Source organism: Pseudomonas allii (assembly GCF_055380095.1).
This window is the reverse complement of record NZ_AP039450.1, coordinates 6,064,433-6,081,705: the sequence shown is the minus strand read 5'-3', so window position 1 is coordinate 6,081,705 and position 17,273 is coordinate 6,064,433. Positions and strand designations below refer to the sequence as shown.

The window sequence follows — 17,273 nt, the reverse complement described above, 5'->3', positions numbered from 1 at the left end:
ACCGCCCCGATGGGAACACCCCGGTGTATCCGTTACTGCGCGGTAGGGCCCACTTCACGCAGCGGCTTGCCACGCACCGGAGCATCACCCGCCACGTAGTAGTCAGCGGTGCTGCGCGGCAATGGCTGGCGGCCACGGATCTTGTCGGCGATTTTCTCGGCGATCATGATCGTCGGCGCGTTCAGGTTGCCGGTGGTGATGATCGGCATGATCGACGCATCGACCACACGCAGACCCTGCATGCCATGCACGCGGCCTTCGCCATCGACTACAGCCATCTCGTCGGTGCCCATCTTGCACGAGCAGGACGGGTGGAACGCCGTTTCGGCGTGCTCACGGATGAACTTGTCCAGTTGCTCATCGGTTTGCACGTCGATGCCCGGGCTGATTTCGCGGCCACGGTACGGGTCCAGTGCCGGCTGCTGCATGATTTCACGGGTCAGGCGGATGCCGTCGCGGAACTCCTGCCAGTCCTGCTCGGTGGCCATGTAGTTGAAGAGGATGCTCGGGTAGTCCCGTGGGTTCTTCGACTTCAGCTGGATACGGCCACGGCTTGGCGAGCGCATGGAGCCCATGTGCGCCTGGAAACCGTGCTCTTTCACACCGTTGCTGCCGTTGTAGTTAATCGCCACCGGCAGGAAGTGGTACTGGATGTTCGGCCATTCGAACTCTTCACGAGTGCGGATAAAACCGCCCGCTTCGAACTGGTTGCTGGCGCCGATGCCGGTGCCGTTGAACAGCCACTCGGCACCAATGGCCGGTTGGTTGTACCAGAGCAGCGATGGGTACAGCGACACCGGTTGGGTGCAGGCGTATTGCAGGTACAGCTCAAGGTGATCCTGCAGGTTTTCGCCGACGCCTGGCAGGTCGTGGACCACCGGGATGTCGAGGCTTTCCAGCAGCTTGGCCGGGCCGACACCGGAGCGTTGCAGCAATTGCGGCGAAGCGATTGCGCCGCTGCACACCAGCACTTCCTTGCGGGCGCGGGCTTCGACGCGCTCTTCGGCGGCGCCGATCAGGTAACGCACGCCAACGGCACGCTTGCCTTCGAACAACACTTTGTCGGTGAGGGCGTGGGTGACGATGGTCAGTGTGGAACGCTTTTTGGCGGTGTCCAGGTAACCGCGCGCGGTACTGGCGCGACGGCCGTTCGGCGTGACGGTACGGTCCATCGGGCCGAAGCCTTCCTGCTGGTAGCCGTTCAAGTCTTCGGTACGCGGGTAACCGGCCTGCACGCCGGCTTCGACCATGGCGTGGAACAGCGGATTGTTGCCGGCCTTGGGCGTGGTCACGCTGACCGGGCCATCGCCGCCGTGCCAGTCGTTGGGGCCGATGTCGCGGGTTTCGGCCTTGCGGAAATACGGCAGGCAGTCGAGGTAGGTCCAGTCTTCCAGGCCTGGCAGCTTCGCCCAGTTGTCGTAGTCCATGGCGTTGCCACGGATGTAGCACATGCCGTTGATCAGCGAGGACCCCCCCAGGCCCTTGCCGCGACCGCATTCCATCCGGCGGCCGTCCATGTGCGGCTCTGGATCGGTCTCGTAGGCCCAGTTGTAGCGGCGGCCTTGCAGTGGGAAGGCCAGGGCGGCTGGCATTTGCGTGCGGAAGTCGAAACGGTAGTCCGGGCCGCCGGCTTCCAGCAGCAGGACGGTGACGCCTTCGTCTTCGGTCAGACGGGTCGCCAGGGTGTTACCGGCGGAGCCGGCACCCACAATGATGTAGTCGTATTCTTGGGACATTGGATGCACCCTCTTTGATGTGTGGTCAGGTCGGGCCTCATCGGGGGCAAGCCCCCTCCCACATTTGATCGGGTTTACACAGTCAAAGGTGGGAGGGGGCTTGCCCCCGATGGCGGCCTCAAAGGCAGCACAAAGCTCGGGATTTAGAACACCGAGGCGTAATCGCCCAGCTCAACCTGTACCGATTTGATGCGAGTGAAATTGTTCAGCGAGCTGATGCCGTTTTCACGGCCCACACCCGATTGCTTGTAGCCACCGACCGGCATCTTCGCGTCGGATTCGCCCCAGGCGTTGATCCAGCAGATACCCGCTTCCAGTTGGTGAATCACGCGGTGGGCGCGGTTCAGGTCTTTGGTCACCAGGCCGGCGGCCAGGCCGAAGTCGGTGTCGTTGGCGCGGCGGATCACCTCTTCTTCGGTTTCGTAAGTGAGGATGCTCATCACTGGGCCGAAGATTTCCTCACGGACGATGGTCATCTCGTCGGTGCAGTCGGTGAACACGGTTGGGGCAACAAAGGCGCCTTTGGCGAAGTCGCCGTCGGTCAGGCGGTCGCCGCCGCACAGTACGCGTGCGCCTTCTTCCTTACCTTTGGCGATGTAGCCCAGCACGCTTTCCATGTGGGCGAAGCTGACCAACGGGCCGAAGTTGGTGGTGTCGCCCTGCGGGTTGCCAACGCGGATGCGCGCAACACGCTCGACGATCTTGGCTTCGAACGCGGCTTGCAGGTGCTTGGGCACGAACACGCGAGTGCCGTTGGTGCAGACCTGGCCGGAGCTGTAGAAGTTGGCCATCATCGCGATGTCGGCCGCACGATCCAGGTCGGCGTCTTCGAACACGATCAGCGGCGACTTGCCGCCCAGTTCCATGGTCACTTCCTTGAGCGAGGAGCTCGACGCGCTGGCCATGACTTTCTTGCCGGTGTCGGTGCCGCCGGTGAACGAGACTTTTTCGATGCGTGGGTGCTCGGTCAGCCAGGTGCCGACTTCACGGCCACTGCCGGTCAGCACGTTGAACACGCCCGCCGGAACACCGGCTTCGGTGTAGATCTCGGCCAGTTTCAGGGTGGTCAGCGAGGTGACTTCGCTGGGCTTGAAGATCATCGCGTTGCCGGCGGCCAGGGCCGGTGCGGATTTCCACAGGGCGATCTGGATCGGGTAGTTCCACGCGCCGATACCGGCGACCACGCCCAGCGGCTCGCGGCGGGTGTAGACGAACGAGGTGTCGCGCAGCGGGATCTGCTCGCCTTCGATGGCCGGTACCAGGCCTGCGTAGTATTCCAGCACGTCGGCGCCGGTGACGATGTCGACGTATTTGGTTTCGGAGAAGGCTTTACCGGTGTCCAGGGTTTCCAGGGCGGCCAGCTCATCGTTGCGCTCGCGCAGGATGTCGACGGCGCGACGCAGGATGCGCGAGCGCTCCATGGCGGTCATCGCGGCCCAGATTTTCTGGCCTTTTTCGGCGCTGACCACGGCACGTTCAACGTCTTCTTTCGTTGCGCGTTGCACTTGGGCGAGAACTTCACCGTTAGCCGGGTTGATGGCTTCGAAGGTGGCATCGCTGCCAGCGTCGCTGTAGCCGCCGTCAATGTAGAGTTTTTGCAGGTCGAAACGGGCCATAAAGTCCTCGCAAGTGCATAAGTGGTTGGCGTTACCCGCCGTCGGTGGGCCATGAGGGTGTGGCAACACTGAGCGGCAGACGTTCAGGGGTTGAGCGGTTTATGTGTGCTCTAACTCACCTGCTTGGCCAATTGGAAATCCATGTATTCGTAAGCGATCCGTTGCGCCTGTGCCGTGTCGAAAGCGTCTCCCGACAGGGCGCCGCGCAACCACAAACCGTCGATCAGGGCCGCCAGGCCGCGGGCTGCTTTGCGTGCGTGCGGCAGCGGCAGCACTCGGCGGAACTGGCAGCACAGGTTGGAATACAGACGTTGATCGTTGATCCGCTGCAACCTGTGCAATGACGGGTGGTGCATGCTGGTGGCCCAGAAGGCCAGCCAGGTTTTCATTGCCGGTCCGTTGACCTGGCTGGCGTCGAAGTTGCCCTCGATGATCACCTGAAGGTGCGCCCGTGGGCTGTCGTCCGTCAGCGCCTGCCGGCGTTCATGGACGTTGTCGATCAGCGCGTTCATCAAGTAGCGCATCGTCGCTGCAATAAGGCCGTTCTTGTCCTTGAAGTAGTGACTGATGATGCCGTTCGAGACGCCGGCCAAACGGGCGATCAGCGCAATGCTGGCATCTCCCATTCCGACCTGATCGATGGCCGTCAACGTGGCTTCGATCAATTGCTGGCGGCGTATGGGTTGCATACCGACCTTGGGCATGTAGCACCTCTCCTTAGGCCTGCCGTGGGCGATAAACGTCCGTCGGCTTGATGGCCAGTCTATTTTGTTTTGATTGAACGTTCAATCAACAAAGAATAAGATCTGCGACAAATGGTCGCTGCCTACAGGTATTTCCTACCTGGGAGCCGCGACATCTGACACCTGCAAAAATCCTTGAAACAGGCCGTATCAGGGCCTGTAAACCGCTTCGGCGGGGTTCAGGAATTTTCGGGGTGTCTTTATAACACCCGTCCGTCGACTGCCGAAAAATCGATGTCCCGGGATAACCGTTGCCTTGTGTTTCTCTCTCGCACTGCCCGGAGCATCTGCGCCATGAGTTCTGCCTCTCTTATAAAAACCCCACCGGAAAAGGTGCGGGTCAACGGTTGGGTGTTCTACACCTCCACCGCGCTGATTCTGTTGTTGACTGCCATTCTGATCATCGCCCCGCAGGAGGCCGGGCGCATGCTCGGTGTTGCCCAGGCGTGGCTGTCGAAAAGCTTCGGCTGGTACTACATGGTGGTCATCGCCGCCTACCTGGTGTTTGTGGTGGGCCTGGCGTTTTCGTCCTACGGCAAGTTGAAACTGGGCAGCAAGGACGATACCCCGGACTTCAGCTACGGCGCCTGGGCCGGCATGTTGTTCTCGTCGGGCATCGGCATCTCGCTGCTGTACTTTGGCGCCTCGGAGCCGTTGGATCACTACTTCAACCCGCCCGAAGGCGCAGCCGCCAGCAACGGCGCCGCCCGCCAGGCGCTGCAACTGACCTTCCTGCACTGGGGCCTGCATGGCTGGGCGATCTACGCCCTGGTCGGCCTGGCCGTGGCGTACTTCGCGTATCGGCATAATCAGCCGCTGGCCCTGCGTTCGGCGCTGTATCCGCTGGTGGGCGAGCGTTGGGTGAAGGGCGCGGCCGGCCACGCGGTGGACGGTTTCGGCATGTTCGTGACCCTGCTGGGCCTGGTGACGAACCTGGGGATCGGTTCGATGCAGGTGTCGTCCGGGTTGGAAAACCTGTTCGGCATGCAGCACAGCAACACCAACCTGTTGATCGTGATCATCGTGATGAGCACCGTGGCGACCATCGCCGCCGTGTCGGGCGTGGAGAACGGCATTCGCCGTCTGTCCAACCTCAACATCGTGCTGTTCAGCGGCCTGTTGATCTTTGTGCTGTTGTTCGGCCCGACCCTGCATTTGCTCAATGGCCTGGTGCAGAACACCGGGGACTACCTCAACGGCATCATCCTGAAAACCTTCGACCTGTACGTGTACGAAGGCGACGCCGACAAGACCGAACGCTGGATGGGCCTGTGGACCCTGTTCTACTGGGCGTGGTGGATTTCCTGGGCGCCCTTCGTGGGCATGTTCATTGCGCGGATTTCCCGTGGTCGCACGGTGCGTGAACTGGTGGCGGGCGTGCTGTTGATTCCGCTGGGCTTCACCCTGGCGTGGTTGTCGATCTTCGGTAACTCTGCCCTGGACTTGGTGCTGAACCACGGTGCGGTGGAGTTGGGCAAGACCGCACTGGAACAGCCGTCGATGGCCATCTATCAACTGCTGGAACATTACCCGGCGTCGAAAATCGTCATCGGCGTGTCGATCTTCGTCGGCTTCGTGCTGTTCCTGACCCCGGCGGATTCCGGTGCGGTGATGATGGCCAACCTGTCGTGCAAAGGCGGCAATGTGGACGAAGATGCGCCGCACTGGCTGCGGATCTTCTGGTCGGCGGTGATTACCCTGGTGACCATCGGCTTGCTGTTTGCCGGCAACTTCGAAGCTATGCAAACCATGGTGGTGCTGGCCGGGCTGCCGTTCTCGGTGGTGCTGATCTTCTTTATGTTCGGCTTGCACAAGGCGATGCGCCAGGACGTGGCCATCGAACAGGAGCAGGCGCAATTGGCCGAGCGCGGGCGTCGTGGTTTCAGTGAGCGTTTGACCGCGTTGGACCTGCAACCGAGCCAAGGCACTGTGCAGCGCTTCATGGACAAGCACGTGACGCCTGCGCTGGAAGAGGCGGCGACGGCGTTGCGTGATCAGGGCTTGGAAGTGCAGACCTTGCTCGGCAAGTCCAAGCGCTGCATCGGTGTGCGCATCGAGATGGAAGAGGGCAACCCGTTTGTCTATGAAGTGAGCCTGGATGCCTACTCGTCGGCGCCGAGCGACCTGCCCGAAGAAGAGCGCACTCGCTACTACCGTGCCGAGGTGTACCTGCACAACGGACCTCAGGAATACGACCTGATGGGCTTCACCCAGGAACAGATCACCCGGGACGTGCTCGATCAGTTTGAAAGCCATCGGCAGCTCCTTGGCCGGGTCTATAGCTGAAGCCTGGTAGTGTTTTAAATGTGGGAGGGGGCTTGCCCCCGATTGCAGTATGTCAGTCAGTACATTTATTACTGATCCACTGCTATCGGGGGCAAGCCCCCTCCCACATTGACCCCGTTTCTACAGTGAGATGTGCAGTGTCAGCCCAGGTTCTTGCCCAGCAGGGCGTGGTACAGCTCACTGTCTCCCAGAATCCCCACCACCTGGTTGTTGTCATGCAACACCAGCTTGTTCCCGGTGTGATAACGGATCTGCAACGCATCGCGCATGCCGATATTCGAGTCCACCAGCGTCGGTAACCGCCCCAGGCCTTCCACCGCTTGCCCCGGTGCCCAGTTCTGCAGGTTCATCACCGCGCCATTCTGGCGGGCGCCCTTGATGGTGTTGCCTTCGGCCAGGTCCAGCCACGAGTCGCCGCCCGGGTCCAGGCATACCGAACCGTTGACGCGCTTGCAGTTGTCCAGGGTGCGCATCAGGCTGCGGCCGCACAGTACGTTCAGCGGGTTGGTGTGGGCGACGAAGGTACGCACATAGTCGTCCGCCGGGTTCAGCACGATCTCTTCCGGCACGCTGTACTGGATGATCTTGCCGTCTTTCATGATCGCGATACGGCTGCCCAGCTTGAGCGCTTCATCGAGGTCGTGGCTCACGAATACGATGGTCTTGCTCAGCTTGCGTTGCAGTTCCAGTAACTCGTCCTGCAAGCCTTGGCGGATCAGCGGGTCGAGGGCGGAGAAGGGTTCGTCCATCAGCAGGATATCGGCGTCCATCGCCAATGCACGGGCCAGGCCGACGCGCTGCTGCATGCCGCCGGAGAGTTCGTCCGGCTTCTTGTTGCGCCACTGGGTCAGGCCCACCAGTTCAAGCTTTTCATCCACCAGCTTGCGCCGGTCTTTCTCCGGGCGGCCCTGCATCTCCAGGCCGAAGCTGATGTTTTCGCGCACCGTCAGCCAGGGCATCAGGGCGAACTTCTGGAACACCATGGCGATGCGCTTGGTGCGCATCATTTTCAGCTCGGCGGGCGTGCAGGAGGCGATGTCGATCTGGCGACCTTCATGCTCCACGAACAACTGGCCTCGGCTCACGGTGTTGAGGCCGTTGATGCAGCGCAGCAGGCTCGACTTGCCGGAGCCCGACAGGCCCATCAGCACGCAGATTTCGCCTTTCTCGATATCCAGGCTGGCTTTTTCCACGCCGACAATCTGCCCGGTCTTTTTCAGGATCTCGTTACGGCTCATGCCCTGGTCCAGCAGCTTGAGCGCTTCGCGTGGGTCTTTGGAGAAGATCACGTCGACTTTGTCGAATCGGATAATGCTCATGCATCACCCCCTACTTTGGCGTCGGGTTGTTTGCAGATGCGGTCGAGCATGATGGCCAGCAGGACGATCGCCAGGCCCGCTTCAAAGCCCAGGGCGATGTCAGCGGTGTTGAGCGCGTTGACCACCGGCTTGCCGAGGCCGTCGGCGCCCACCAGAGCCGCGATCACCACCATCGACAACGACAGCATGATGCATTGGGTAATGCCGGCGGCAATGCTCGGCATGGCGTGGGGCAGTTCGATGCGCGAGAGCAGCTGACGGCGCGAGCAGCCAAAGGCCTTGCCGGCGTCCATCAACTCTTGCGGTACATCACGGATACCCAGGTAGGTCAGACGGATCGGCGCGGCAATCGCGAACACCACCGTGGAAATCAGCCCGGGCACCACACCCAGCCCGAAGAGGGTCAGGGTAGGGATGAGGTAGACGAAGGTCGGTACGGTCTGCATCAGATCGAGTACCGGCCGCATCATGGTGTAGAACAACGGCTTGTGCGCGGCAACAATGCCCAGCGGCACGCCGATGACCACGCAGACCAGGGTGGCGAACAGCACCTGCGCCAGGGTCTCCATGGTTTCCTGCCAGTAACCCAGGTTGAGGATCAGCAGGAAGGAGGCGATGACAAAAACAGTCAGTCCCCATTTACGTTGGATAAAGTGAGCCAGCAGCGCAATCAGACCGATCAATGCCAGCGGATTGAACCAGGTCAGCGCAAACGTCACGCCGTGGATCATCGTTTCCAGTGTCGATGCGATCGCGTCGAAATAGTTGGCGCCGTGTTGGGTCAACCATTCGACGAAGGCAGCGATGTACTGGCCTAGTGGGATTTTCTGTTCAGTCAGCATGGTAGTGAATGTCCACATGCGAAGAGGGAAAACATCCCGGGGCAGCGCACCGCCCCGGGGTCAGCGGTGATTACTTGGCGAGATAGGCTTTCACGGCGTCCAGGCCAGGTTTGCCATCAATGGTGGTGACGCCGGCGAGCCAGGTGTCGAGTACTTGCGGGTTCTTCTTCAGCCAGGCTTTCGCCGCGGCGTCGGGTTTCATCTTGTCGTCCAGGACATTACCCATCAGGGTGCTTTCCATGTTCAGGGTGAACACCAGGTTCTTCAGCAACTGGCCCACGTTGCTGCATTCCTGGGTGTAGCCCTTGCGGGTGTTGGTGTAGATGGTGGCCTGGCCGTAGTTGGGGCCGAAGGAATCATCACCCCCGGTCAGGTACTTCATCTTGAAGCGGGTGTTCATCGGGTGCGGTTCCCAACCGAGGAACACGATGGCCTGGTCGCGCTTGGTGGCGCGTTCGACCTGGGAGAGCATGCCGGCTTCGCTGGACTCGACGACTTTGAAGCCGGCGGTTTTCAGGCCGAAGGCGTCTTTGTCGATCAGCGTCTGGATGGTGCGGTTGCCGTCGTTGCCCGGCTCGATGCCGTAGATCTTGCCGCCCAGTTCATCCTTGAATTTGGCGATATCGGCGAAGTCCTTCAGGCCTTTGTTGTACAGCGCTTCCGGGACCGCCAGGGTGTACTTGGCGTTCTCCAGGTTGGCACGCACGGTCTCCACGGTGCCGGCATCACGGTACGGCTTGATGTCGTTTTCCATGGTCGGCATCCAGTTGCCGAGGAAGATGTCCATGTTCTTGCCGTCGGCCAGGGACTTGTAGGTCACCGGCACCGAAATCATCGTGGTGCGCGGCTTGTAGCCCAGGCCCTTGAGGATTTCGCTGGTGGTCGCGGTGGTGACGGTGATGTCGGTCCAGCCGACATCGGAGAAGTTGACGGTCTGACATTGTGCCGGTTCTGCAGCGTGCGCCAGGACTGGCAGACTCAGCATGGCGGCCAACAACAACGAGGGTGAAGCTTTCATGGGGCTAGACTCCTGTGTTTTTTCTGGCGGCGTTCGCCGCGCTTTATAAGTGTTGCGGTTGGAGCGTGCGACAACAGCTCTGGCACGGTGCCTTGCAAACGAGTCGAGACTGATCATGTACCAGTGAAAATCTGACGCCTACAGGGGGCGTCGTATCCAGTACAGGGAGGGTCGTATCCAGTGTCGGTGACGTCGCTTACAGGTTTTTCCCAAGGCAAAACTGCAGTTTTTGCCCATCTGCACCGCTAAAAACGGCCAAAACCGGTGATCGCACAGACGCGACGCTGGTGAGCATGGGTGCGTCGGTGTGAGACGCCGTGACGGCAAACAAAAGCTTGATGATGCCGCCATCTGGGCGATCTGAGCGTAGCCGCTCGTTCAAGCCTGGCCCGTGCTTATCGAGGAGTTCTACGGCAATGGCTATCAGTGTTTTCGACCTGTTCAAGATCGGCATCGGGCCTTCGAGTTCTCACACCGTCGGCCCCATGCGCGCCGCGGCGTTGTTCGTTCAAGGCTTGCGTGAACGTGAAGTGTTGGAACAGGTGCGGCGCGTCGAAGTTCAGCTGTATGGCTCGCTGTCGGCAACCGGCATCGGCCACGGCAGTGACACCGCGACCATCATGGGCCTGATGGGCGAATGGCCGGATGCCATCGACCCGTCGCAGATCGGCCAACGCATCCACACCCTGCGCGAGACCGACACCTTGCTGCTGGACGGGCGCCTGCCGGTGCCCTTCGTCTGGGCCCGGGACATGCGCCTGCTCGACGAAAACCTGCCGTTCCATCCCAACGCCATGACCCTGGTGGTGTCGGGTGACAACGGCGAGCTGCACCGCGACACCTACTACTCGGTGGGCGGCGGTTTCGTGGTGGATGAGGCCCAGGCGCAAAGCGGCGTGGCCGACATGGACCGTACCGAGTTGCCTTACGATTTTTCCAGCGCGGTGGAGCTGTTGCAGCTGTGCAAGACCCACAACCTGCGCGTGGCCGAGTTGATGATGGCCAACGAGAAGGTCTGGCGCTCTGAAGATGAAATCCGCAGCGGCCTGATGAAGCTCTGGCGCGCCATGCAGGATTGCGTGGAGCAAGGCCTCAAGCACGAAGGCATCCTGCCCGGCGGGCTCAACGTGCGCCGGCGTGCCGCCAAGCTGCACCGCAGCCTGCAGGAGTTGAACAAGCCCAATGTAATTGGCTCGACCCTGAGTGCCATGGAGTGGGTCAACCTGTTTGCCCTGGCGGTGAACGAAGAAAACGCCGCCGGTGGACGTATGGTCACCGCACCCACCAACGGCGCGGCCGGGATCATCCCGGCGGTGCTGCATTACTTCATGAAATTCAGCGAAGAAGTCACCGAGGCCAACGTGGTCGACTACCTGCTCGGTGCGGCGGCGGTGGGCATTCTGTGCAAGAAGAACGCGTCTATCTCCGGCGCCGAAGTCGGCTGCCAGGGTGAAGTCGGTTCTGCCTGCGCCATGGCCGCCGCCGGGCTGGCCGAGATCCTCGGCGCCACCCCGGAGCAACTGTGCAACGCCGCCGAGATCGGCCTGGAACACAACCTGGGCCTGACCTGCGACCCAGTGGGCGGCTTGGTGCAGGTGCCGTGCATCGAGCGCAACGCAATCGCGGCGGTGAAGGCGATCAACGCGGCGCAAATGGCGCTGCGCGGCGACGGCCAGCACTTTATCTCCCTGGACCGGGTGATCCGCACCATGCGCGATACCGGGGCGGACATGCATGACAAGTACAAAGAGACCTCGCGCGGTGGGTTGGCGGTCAGCGCGGTGGAGTGCTGAGACCGCGTTGCCTGCATCGGGGGCAAGCCCCCTCCCACCTTTGACTGTGTTCACCCATCCAAATGTGGGAGGGGGCTTGCCCCCGATAGCAATCATCCAGGCACCGCTGCGCAAAAAGTGAACACCCCAACCAAAAGCGCCACCTTTTAGCGCGTCGCAAATAGATAAGTAGCTTGCGAACGATTTCCGACCTGACCACTGGTCTCCCGCGCGTTGGGTGACAGACTTCTCCCACGCCCGCAAAGCGCCTTCCCACAAGTGCTACCGATCTGCTCACACACCTTGCCCGGGCATGTTCCTACGGCCAATTCCAGCCATAACCCTACTTGCGGCGCGGGCTTGTTTAGACGCGTCATGAGGTCGTTTTTAGGAGTTATTGGACGGCCATTCAAATTTAGGCATGGCATTTGCTCTATCAATTCAAAGCCTCTCTCCTCGCCGGATGAAGAGCGCAATAACAAGAGCCTCGCCTGAGGCCATCACCCGCTTTGTGTGAGGAGATACCGCGATGACGTCGTTCAACTCCGGGGCCCAACCCCAGAACCGTGCGCCTCAATCCATCGGCTTTTTGCTGCTGGACAATTTCACGCTGATTTCCCTGGCCTCCGCAGTCGAACCGCTGCGCATGGCCAACCAGCTTTCCGGCCGCGAGCTGTATCGCTGGACGACCTTGAGCGTCGACGGAAACCAGGTGTGGGCCAGCGACGGTCTGCAAATCACTCCCGACGCCTCCATGCACAAAGCCCCGGCCCTGGACACCGTGATCGTGTGCGGCGGCGTGGGTATCCAGCGTACGGTGACCCGTGAGCATGTGTCGTGGCTGCAAAGCCAGGCACGCCAATCGCGCCGCTTGGGCGCGGTATGCACCGGCAGTTGGGCCCTGGCTTGTGCCGGTCTGCTCGACGGTTTTGATTGCAGCGTGCACTGGGAATGCCTGGCCTCGATGCAGGAAGCCTTCCCCCGCGTGGCCATGAGCACACGCCTGTTTACCCTCGACCGCAACCGCTTCACCAGCTCCGGCGGCACCGCGCCGCTGGACATGATGCTGCACCTGATCAGCCGCGATCACGGTCGCGAACTGTCGGCTGCCATCTCCGAGATGTTTGTGTACGAACGCATCCGCAACGAGCAAGACCACCAGCGCGTGCCGCTCAAGCACATGCTCGGCACCAACCAGCCGAAATTGCAGGAAATCGTCGCGCTGATGGAAGCCAACTTGGAAGAGCCGATCGACCTGGATGAACTGGCGGTGTACGTCGCCGTCTCACGTCGCCAGCTGGAGCGGTTGTTCCAGAAATACCTGCACTGCTCGCCGTCGCGCTACTACCTCAAGCTGCGCCTGATCCGTGCACGGCAGCTGCTCAAGCAAACGCCGATGTCGATCATCGAAGTGGCGTCGGTGTGCGGGTTTGTGTCCACGCCGCATTTCTCCAAGTGCTACCGCGAATACTTCGGCATTCCGCCACGGGATGAGCGTGTGGGTTCCAACACCACCCAGCAGGTGGCAATGATGCCGATTCCGCAGGCGCTGGTGTTGTCACCGTTGTCGGGGCCGATGTCGGCGTTGAGTCAGGCGCGCAACGAGTCGACGTTTGCCAGTGTAAGGCTCTAAACCGAGGGGGCTTCATCGCAGGCAAGCCAGCTCCCACATTTTGATCTGTGAATACATTCAAATGTGGGAGGGGGCTTGCCCCCGATAGCAATCTATCAGGCGCCGGAGTTCTGCTTGAACTGCACCAACGCCGGCAACAGCTGCTTATCGATCGCCTGGCGCACGGCCGGCAGAATCGTCGCACTGCCGGTGTACATCTGCTCCACCATGCCCTTGAGCGCCTTGGCCCGCGCCTCGCTCAAACCACGCACCGCGCACTCGCAGGCCTGCTCGGCGGTGGCGCCGCTGGAGACTTCGAAACCCAGCGAGCGCAGTTGGCCCAGCAGGTCATCCTGGTCAATCAAATCCGCGTGCATCATGACGTTTATCCTAGTGTAGGGAACGGGGATTGACTGGGATTCTGGTAGGCCACCGGCCGGTCGGCAAGGGCAGAATCCGCGCATGCCTCAGATGGCTATGAGCATGTCGTTTTCGGGCCATTTACCGGCGGCGGTAATGGGCACACTGAGTACCAGCAAACAGCTTGAAGGTTTGGTCACCCTCGGGATGTCACGCTCACACAAGGCCCTCTGCCTCGATCCAGTCACGGCTGGCTCGGGGCTTTTTTGTGGGAGCGGGCTTGCTCGCGAAAGGCGCGCCACGGTCTACCGTTGCAACACCAAAATGCGCGAGAGCAACTCATCCCTATCGATATAACACCCTTGAAAATGCCGAGCCCCGGAAGCAGGGTCGAAGGCATTGCGCGCATGCAACGTGCGGCGGTTATCGAAGCACCACAGCTCACCGGGGTTCAGGCGCTGCACCACACGAAAGCGATCTTCCCGCGTCATGGCGATAAAGCGCCGATAGGCGCGATACAGCAACGGCATCTGTTCCACACTCGTCTCAAACGGCCCGCGTAGAAAATTGGCCATGCGGATCTCCGCGATATCGCCCAAGGCATCCAGCGCAATGATCGGCGCCAGGCGGCGGTAGTCGCTGTGACGGTCCTTGTTGCGAAACTCCACCGGGATGTCGCACAGCGCCAGGAACGCTTCGGGGTCTTCGGTACGCAGGGCGCAGGCGATGGCAAACCCATCGACAAAAATACTTTCGCCACCGTCGGCATCGTTCACCAGGCAATGCAAAAACTGCAGGCCCGGTTGCAGCTCCCGGGTTGGCAAATCACTGTGCAACGGCAAGTTGAAAGCGGTGTAGGCATTGCTGTCGGCATCGGCCTTGGATTGCACGTTGAACAGCACGCCGAAGTTGCTCTCGCGGATGAATGAAATGCGCTTGGCGACCAGCGCCAGGGCGCCGGGCTCGGTGGGCACACCGCGGATTTGCGTGAGGCCGCAGTCACGTAGCGCCAGCAGCCACTGCAACAATGCGTGGGGGTCTTGCATGACCGCTGAATAGTCGAACACCGGCAGTTGGAAGCGGCTGTCCCACAGCTGGGGTTTGGGCTTCGCCGCCCAGCGTTCGGCGCGGGACTCATCGTCGTAGGCATGCGCCCGCAGCCAGCCGGGGTCGTACTGGCTGCGGTGGCCGCCGCTCCATTGCACGCTCAACAAGCCTTGATCGATGCGTGCGTCGACAGCGCTGAGGTGCTCGTCCACATCGACAATCTCCAGCACCTGCTCGCGGGTCACGCTGTACACGCATTCCGCGCAGGGGCAGTTGTCCCGCAGCCACTGATGATGAAACGGACTGACCCGCCCATCGGCCCATTGCACACGAATCTGATCATTTAGCACCCGCACCTGCGCAAGGTCGCAGATCTTCGGGTAGGTACGGAAATCGGCAACAGCGGCGGCGGTTTGCATGGTGTCTCCTTATTGTTTTTTGGGTGGCAGTCCAATCACTCGGCCGAGCAGGGCGGGGCGAGGCAGGTCAGCCTGCTGGGCGCTGATGGCAGTGAGTCTTTCCAACGTGGCATCGGTGAACGGCGCGGCATGCGGACCGGCCAGGTCAACATGCAACAGCATCTGTTCGTTGCCCGCAAGTTCCTTCTCATCCCCCACCAAGTGCAGGCTGTGATAGAGGTGCAGGCGCTTGGCGTCATGGGCGATCAGCTGGGTATGCACCTCCACGTCGGCGCCGAGTTTCACCTCGTGCAGGTAGTTCAGGTGCAACTCCAGGGTGAACAGCGAATGGCCGCTGGCTTCGCGGTTCTCACTGTCCAGCCCGAGGGTGTCCATCAGCGCGTCGGTGGCGTAGCTGAAGATCAGCAGGTAGAACGCGTCGCGCAGGTGGCCGTTGTAGTCCACCCAGTCGGGGTGGACCTGGGTGGTGTAGGTGGTGAGTGCGGGCATGTCAGGGCTTCCGTTATTCGGCGAAGGTCATGCCGTGCTTGGCCTTGGTGGTTTTCACCGCTTCCAGCACCGCCAGCAGGCAATCATCACGATAGCGCTCCAGCGCCGAAATGCTGTGCTTGCCCAACTGGTCGCTGGTGCCGTCGACCACGTCATCGATCAGCTTGTCGGTCAGCTCCGGCGCCGGCAGGTAGGTCCACGGCAACTGCAATGCCGGGCCGAACTGCGCCATGAAGTGCCGCATGCCGGCATCGCCACCCGCCAGGGTATAGGTGAGGAACGTGCCCATGAACGACCAGCGCAGGCCGGCGCCAAAACGGATCGCGTCATCGATCTCGCCGGTGGTAGCGACGCCGTCATTGACCAAGTGAAGTGCTTCACGCCACAACGCTTCGAGCAGGCGGTCGGCGATGAACCCCGGGACTTCCTTGCGCACATGCAGCGGGCGCATGCCGAGGGATTCATACACTTTGATCGCGGCCTGGATAGCCTCTGGCGCGGTGTTCTTGCCGCCAACGACTTCCACCAGCGGCAACAGGTAAACCGGGTTGAACGGATGGCCGACCACACAGCGTTCCGGGTGGGTCGAACCTTCGTAGAACTCACTCGGCAACAGGCCCGAGGTGCTTGAGCCGATCAGTGCATTCGGCTTGGCTGCTGCGCTGATCTTGCTGTGCAGGTCGAGCTTCAGCTCCAGGCGTTCGGGGGCGCTTTCCTGGATGAAGTCGGCATCTTTCACGCACTCTTCGATGGTCGCGACAAAGCGCAGGCGCGCTTGCGACGCACCCGGCGCCAGCCCTTGTTTCTCCAGGGCGCCCCAGGCGTTGGCGACGCGCTTGCGCAGCGCAGCTTCGGCACCGGGTGCCGGGTCCCAGGCGACCACATCCAGGCCATGGGCCAGGGCGCGGGACACCCAGCCGCTGCCGATGACACCGCTGCCGAGGGCGGCGAAGGTTTTGATTTCGGTGATAAAGCTCATGGCAAATTCCTATGGATTTCGGTGGTCCAGTGTGGGAGGGGGCTTGCCCCCGATAGCGGTGTGTCAGTCGATACATTCGGTACTGATGCACCGCTATCGGGGGCAAGCCCCCTCCCACATTTTTTGATTAGCGGCGTTTGGTGAGGCCCATTTTTATGCGTCCTTCGGCGGGGGTCATGACCCGTGCGCCGAGGCGGCTGAGGATTTCACTGGCCCGTTCCACCAACTGGCCGTTGGTCGCAAGCACACCCTTGTCCAGCCACAGGTTGTCTTCCAGGCCGACCCGCACGTTGCCGCCCAGCAGCACCGCTTGCGCCGCCATCGGCATTTGCATGCGGCCGATGCCAAAGCCGGCCCACACGGCGTCGGCGGGCAGGTTGTCGACCATGGCCTTCATGGTGGTGGTGTCGGCCGGTGCGCCCCATGGGATGCCTAGGCACAGTTGGAACAGCGGGTTGTCGAGCAGGCCTTCCTTGATCATCTGTTTGGCGAACCACAGGTGACCGGTGTCGAAGATCTCCAGCTCGGCCTTTACGCCCAGCTCCTGGATGCGTTTGGCACCCGCCCGCAGTTGTGCCGGGGTGGACACGTAAATGGTGTCGCCATCGCCGAAGTTCAGGGTGCCGCAGTCCAGGGTGCAGATTTCCGGCAGCAGCGCTTCGACGTGGGCCAGGCGGGTCAGCGGGCCGACCAGGTCGGTGTTGGGGCCGAACTCCATCGGGTTTTCGCCGCCACCGATCTCCAGGTCGCCGCCCATGCCGGCGGTGAGGTTGACGATGATGTCGATGTTGGCCTCGCGGATGCGCTCCATCACTTCGCGGTACAGGGCGACGTCGCGGCTGAACTTGCCGGTTTGCGGGTCACGCACGTGGCAGTGCAACACGGTGGCGCCAGCCTTGGCGGCTTCCACCGCAGCGGCGGCGATTTGCTTAGGGGTGACCGGCACGTGTGGGCTTTTGCTGGTCGTGTCGCCAGCACCGGTGAGTGCGCAGGTGATGATGACGTCGTGGTTCATGAGGCAGGTTCCTTACAGGC

14 protein-coding genes are annotated in these 17,273 nt (G+C 61.5%); 3 read left to right on the top strand and 11 right to left on the bottom strand.

Annotated features, from left to right (window positions below; genetic code table 11):
- Positions 1–32: 32 nt before the first annotated feature.
- The 3 genes from betA to betI form a co-directional block, all read right to left on the bottom strand.
- Positions 33–1,736, bottom strand: coding sequence for a choline dehydrogenase (gene betA, locus ACZ445_RS27960; RefSeq protein WP_058426623.1), 1,704 nt, complete (start codon positions 1,734–1,736; stop codon positions 33–35).
- A 143-nt stretch (positions 1,737–1,879) separates the two neighbouring features.
- On the bottom strand, positions 1,880–3,352 hold the full coding sequence (gene betB / locus ACZ445_RS27955) for a betaine-aldehyde dehydrogenase (RefSeq protein ID WP_464707802.1): 1,473 nt from the start codon (positions 3,350–3,352) through the stop codon (positions 1,880–1,882).
- 110 nt (positions 3,353–3,462) lie between these two features.
- A complete protein-coding gene (gene betI, locus ACZ445_RS27950) occupies positions 3,463–4,056 on the bottom strand; it encodes a transcriptional regulator BetI (RefSeq protein WP_017735982.1) in 594 nt (197 codons plus the stop codon).
- A gap of 390 nt (positions 4,057–4,446) precedes the next feature.
- Between betI and ACZ445_RS27945 the strand changes: the two genes are divergently transcribed.
- Entirely contained in the window at positions 4,447–6,381 is a 1,935-nt protein-coding gene (locus tag ACZ445_RS27945) for a BCCT family transporter (protein WP_232000993.1), read from the top strand.
- Positions 6,382–6,521: 140 nt separating this feature from the next.
- Here ACZ445_RS27945 and choV read toward each other — a convergent pair whose 3' ends face one another.
- From choV to ACZ445_RS27930, 3 genes are all read right to left on the bottom strand, one after another.
- Positions 6,522–7,700, bottom strand: coding sequence for a choline ABC transporter ATP-binding protein (gene choV / locus ACZ445_RS27940; protein ID WP_058426626.1), 1,179 nt, complete (start codon positions 7,698–7,700; stop codon positions 6,522–6,524).
- Entirely contained in the window at positions 7,697–8,542 is an 846-nt protein-coding gene (choW, locus tag ACZ445_RS27935; protein ID WP_016972877.1) for a choline ABC transporter permease subunit, read from the bottom strand. Before choW ends, choV begins: the two co-directional genes overlap by 4 nt.
- 70 nt (positions 8,543–8,612) lie before the next feature.
- On the bottom strand, positions 8,613–9,560 hold the full coding sequence (locus ACZ445_RS27930; protein ID WP_058426627.1) for a choline ABC transporter substrate-binding protein: 948 nt from the start codon (positions 9,558–9,560) through the stop codon (positions 8,613–8,615).
- A gap of 416 nt (positions 9,561–9,976) precedes the next feature.
- Here ACZ445_RS27930 and ACZ445_RS27925 point away from each other — a divergent pair, with 416 nt between their 5' ends.
- Together ACZ445_RS27925 and gbdR are read left to right on the top strand one after the other, a co-directional pair.
- On the top strand, positions 9,977–11,353 hold the full coding sequence (locus tag ACZ445_RS27925) for an L-serine ammonia-lyase (RefSeq protein ID WP_464704543.1): 1,377 nt from the start codon (positions 9,977–9,979) through the stop codon (positions 11,351–11,353).
- A gap of 508 nt (positions 11,354–11,861) precedes the next feature.
- Positions 11,862–12,965, top strand: coding sequence for a choline metabolism transcriptional regulator GbdR (gene gbdR, locus ACZ445_RS27920; RefSeq protein WP_005792167.1), 1,104 nt, complete (start codon positions 11,862–11,864; stop codon positions 12,963–12,965).
- Between the two features lie 95 nt (positions 12,966–13,060).
- Here gbdR and ACZ445_RS27915 read toward each other — a convergent pair whose 3' ends face one another.
- From ACZ445_RS27915 to cdhC, 5 genes are all read right to left on the bottom strand, one after another.
- The gene (locus tag ACZ445_RS27915; protein ID WP_010207120.1) at positions 13,061–13,324 is read right to left on the bottom strand and encodes a hypothetical protein; all 264 of its coding nucleotides are present in this window, start codon (positions 13,322–13,324) and stop codon (positions 13,061–13,063) included.
- Positions 13,325–13,609: 285 nt separating this feature from the next.
- A complete protein-coding gene (locus ACZ445_RS27910; RefSeq protein WP_179040928.1) occupies positions 13,610–14,770 on the bottom strand; it encodes a gamma-butyrobetaine dioxygenase in 1,161 nt (386 codons plus the stop codon).
- 9 nt (positions 14,771–14,779) lie between these two features.
- On the bottom strand, positions 14,780–15,259 hold the full coding sequence (locus tag ACZ445_RS27905; RefSeq protein ID WP_464707801.1) for a thioesterase family protein: 480 nt from the start codon (positions 15,257–15,259) through the stop codon (positions 14,780–14,782).
- Positions 15,260–15,272: 13 nt separating this feature from the next.
- Positions 15,273–16,238, bottom strand: a complete 966-nt coding sequence (locus ACZ445_RS27900) for an L-carnitine dehydrogenase (protein WP_058426633.1) — start codon at positions 16,236–16,238, stop codon at positions 15,273–15,275.
- A 127-nt stretch (positions 16,239–16,365) separates the two neighbouring features.
- Positions 16,366–17,253 (bottom strand): 3-dehydrocarnitine:acetyl-CoA trimethylamine transferase CdhC, encoded by an 888-nt coding sequence (gene cdhC, locus ACZ445_RS27895; protein WP_464707800.1) that lies wholly within the window; start codon positions 17,251–17,253, stop codon positions 16,366–16,368.
- Positions 17,254–17,273: the final 20 nt, after the last annotated feature.